Annotated in this window: 5 protein-coding genes; all 5 read left to right on the plus strand. The window is 28.0% G+C overall.

Features of this window, described 5'->3' with window-relative positions; all coding sequences use genetic code 11:
- On the plus strand, nt 1–340 hold a 340-nt coding region (locus tag Q0G30_RS13815; RefSeq protein ID WP_294391230.1), incomplete at its 5' end, for a sugar ABC transporter permease.
- Nucleotides 340–1164, plus strand: coding sequence for a carbohydrate ABC transporter permease (locus tag Q0G30_RS13820; protein ID WP_195964892.1), 825 nt, complete (start codon nt 340–342; stop codon nt 1162–1164). The genes Q0G30_RS13815 and Q0G30_RS13820, both read left to right, overlap by 1 nt.
- Nucleotides 1165–1202: 38 nt before the next feature.
- Nucleotides 1203–2543, plus strand: a complete 1341-nt coding sequence (locus tag Q0G30_RS13825) for an ABC transporter substrate-binding protein (protein WP_294391235.1) — start codon at nt 1203–1205, stop codon at nt 2541–2543.
- A 32-nt stretch (nt 2544–2575) separates the two neighbouring features.
- Complete coding sequence (locus tag Q0G30_RS13830) at nt 2576–3361, plus strand: HAD-IIB family hydrolase (RefSeq protein WP_148322280.1); 786 nt, start codon at nt 2576–2578, stop codon at nt 3359–3361.
- A gap of 24 nt (nt 3362–3385) precedes the next feature.
- The coding region (locus Q0G30_RS13835; RefSeq protein ID WP_294391237.1) for a glycerophosphodiester phosphodiesterase family protein at nt 3386–3819 on the plus strand (434 nt) is incomplete at its 3' end.

Genomic DNA, 3819 nt, shown 5'->3' on the forward strand with positions numbered 1-3819 from the left:
AAATATACCAAGTGAGCTTATGGAAAGTGCATCAATAGATGGAGCAAGTTATCTAACTAAAGTTAAAAACATAATTATTCCAATGGTATCACCACAAATGTTTTTAGTTATATTTATGAATTTAATAAATGCATTCCAAGCGTTTGGACAAATAAAGCTGTTAACACAAGGAGGGCCAGGGGATTCAACTAATGTTCTTGTTCATTCTATTTATAGAGAAGCATTTTTTAATGGTAGATTTGAAATGGCCTGTGCTCAAGCACTTATATTATTTGTAATCATGATGATAGTTACATTATTACAATTTAAGTTTGAAAAGAAAGGGGTACATTACCAATAATGAGTAAGCGTAAAAGAAATAAAATTATACTAACTATATTAAGTATATTTGTTGGATTACTAATTATTTTTCCACTTTTATATGCATTAAGTTTAAGTTTTATGAGTCAAACTGAAATGACTAAATATCCACATAAAATTATTCCAAGTACATTAACTTTAGATAATTTTAAAGCTGCATTAAATACAGTACCTCTTTTAAAGTTTATAGCTAATAGTTTTATTGTTTCTATATGTGTTACGGTAGGACAAGTTATAACAGCAAGTTTGGCTGCCTATGCATTTGCCTTTTATGATTTTAAAGGGAAAAACTTATTATTCTTAATGGTATTATCTACAATGATGATACCAGCAGAAACTACAGTTATATCAAATTTTCTAACTGTAAGTTCATGGGGATGGAATGATAGCTTACAAGTTCTTATAGTACCATTTTTAACATCAGCTATGGGAATTTTTTTAATGAGACAATTTTATTTAACAATTCCAAAGGAAATAAGAGAGGCAGCTAAAATTGATGGCTGTGGGAATTTAAAATTTTTATTTAAGATTTTAATACCTGTATCTAAACCAGCAATAGCATCTTTATCTATATATGTATTTATTAATACCTGGAATCAATATTTATGGCCATTATTAACAATAAATAATGGAAATAATAGAACAGTTCAAATAGGAATAAGTATGCTTCAATATTCAGAGGGTAGTAACTATAGTGTAGTTTTAGCAGGAGCAATATTAATTTTAATACCGTCAGTATTTATATTTCTATTAGGTCAAAAGCAATTAGTAAAAGGTATGACTGCAGGTGCAGTTAAAGGATAAAGAGTAATTAAAAATTAGAGAAAAGTGAGGGAATGGGAATGAAAAGAAGATTATTATCAATGACATTAACAGTAATTTTAGGGGTTACATCATTGGCAGGATGTTCAAATAATTCAGTAGGGAGTAATAAAACAGGAGAAAATACTGAAATAACATTTTGGCACTCTATGGGAGGAAAAGGGGGAGAAGCTATAAATTCATTGGTTGAGGAATTTAATAGTTCACAAGACAATATTACGGTGATAGCAGAATATCAAGGAAGTTATGATGATTCAATAAATAAGCTTAAGAGCTCAGCATTAAGTAATTCAGGTCCAGATGTTATGCAATTATATGATATTGGAACTAAATGGATGATAGATAGTGAATATGCAATACCAATGCAAGATATGGTAGATAAAAATGATTATGATATATCATCTTTAGAAAAGAATATATTAGATTATTACACTATAGGTGATAAATTATATTCTATGCCATTTAATAGTTCAACTCCAATTTTATTTTATAATAAAACAGCATTTACTGAAGCTGGTTTAACAGATGAAGATATTCCAACTAATTTTGATGAAATAATAGAAGTAGCTAATAAGTTAGCTGTTAAAAATGGAAATAAAGTTTCAAGATATGGATATGCAATGCAAATATATGGATGGTTTTTTGAACAATTCTTAATTAAGCAAGGATTAGATTATGCTAATGAAGGTAATGGAAGAAGTGGAGATGCAACAGAGGTTGTATTTGACTCTAATAATGGGGCATTAAATATCGTTGAAGGATGGAAAACACTTGTTGATTCTGGAGTTGTAGGTAATTTTGGTAGAGATGGTCAAAACACATTAGATGCTTTTTCATCAGGAAATGTTGCAATGATAGTTGCTTCAACGGCTAATTTAGGTGATTTAAAGAGTAAAATAGGTGATAGTTTTGAATTAGGAACGGCATATTTTCCAGCAGTTTTAGAAGGTGATGAAGGAGGAGTATCTGTTGGAGGAGCTTCTTTATGGATAATGGATAAAGGCGATGAAGAAAAGGAAAATGCAGCTTTTGAATTTATTAAATTTATGGTTTCAGCAGAAACTCAAGTTAAATGGGCTCAAGCAACAGGATATTTTTCAGTTTCAACAGAAGCCTATGAATTATCAGAAATGAATGAATACTTAGATGCAAATCCAGAATTTAAGACTGCAATAGAACAATTAAGAGAAGAAAATAATAATTCAGGGGCTGTTTTAGGGGTATTCCCAGAGGCTAGAGCATCAATAGAGGAAAATATAGAAAAAGTATTAAATGATGAAATAACACCTGAAACTGCAGTAGATAATATGGCAAAAACAATTAATAGTGCATTAGAAAAATATAATAAATCAAATAAATAATATATATTTAAGTAATCTAGGAGAGAAATAATATGAAAAAAACTATATTTTTCGATGTGGATAATACATTAGTTTGTAGAGAAAAAAATGTAATATGTGACTATACTATTAAAGGTATAAATATGTGTAAAAATAATGGAATAGATGTAGCTATAGCAACGGGAAGATCTCTTGCTATGGTTAAACAGGAAAATTTTTGTGATATGTTTAATACAATAGTAAGTGCTAATGGTTCTTTAATAACAGTAAATAATAAGGTAATTTATAAGAAATTTATGAATAAAAACATGGTGAAAAATATGGTAAAATATTTTGAGGAGAATAATATTCCTTATTGTTTGCATTTATTAGATAAAAGTGTTGGAAAGACAGAAAGCAAATGGATAAAAGACTTCTCTGGAAAATATAATATGAAAATAGATAAGATTGAAGATAAAATAGTCAATAATATATGTGAGTATGAAGTTTTTCAGTTAAATGCCAATATTAATAAAAAGCATATTAGTGAATTAATAAGTAAGTATGACATGTTTAAGTTTGTTAAATTAATAGATATTAATGATGGTTATGATATATTTAATGGTGAATGTAGTAAAGGTAGTGCAATTAGATATATTAGAAGTATAAGTAAGAACGAAAATATTAAGTATTTTGCTTTTGGAGATGGGTTTAACGATTTAGAAATGTTTGAAGAGGTTGATTTTGGTGTAGCAATGGGGAATGCTTGTAAGGAATTAAAGGAGAAGGCTAGTTTAGTAACTGATGATATTAATCAAAGAGGGGTATATAATGCTTTAAAGACATTAAAAATAATATAGCAAATATAAAGAGGAGAGAATATTATGATAAATTTTGCGCATAGAGGAGCTAGTAATTATTATCCAGAAAACACCATGTTATCTTTAAAAGAAGGAATAAAAACAGGAGCAAATGGACTTGAAATTGATGTTCATAAAACTAAAGATAATAAACTGGTAGTTATACATGATGAAGATATTGAGCGTACTTTTAAGGGAAAGGGCTTAGTTAAGGATATGACATTAGAAGAGCTTAGAAGCTTTAAATGTAGAAATAAAAATTTTGAAAATAATATAGAGTGTAAAATACCAACTTTAGTAGAAGTATTAGAGCTTATAAAAGATACTAATATTATATTAAATATAGAGTTAAAGACAGATGAGATACATTATGAAGGAATAGAAAGAGATGTAATTGAGTTAGTTAATAGGTATGGATTAAAGAAGCAAATAATATTATCAAGTTTTAATCATGAATC

The sequence above is a fragment of the uncultured Clostridium sp. genome (genome assembly GCF_934754925.1).
Taxonomy (GTDB): Bacteria; Bacillota; Clostridia; order Clostridiales; family Clostridiaceae; genus Clostridium.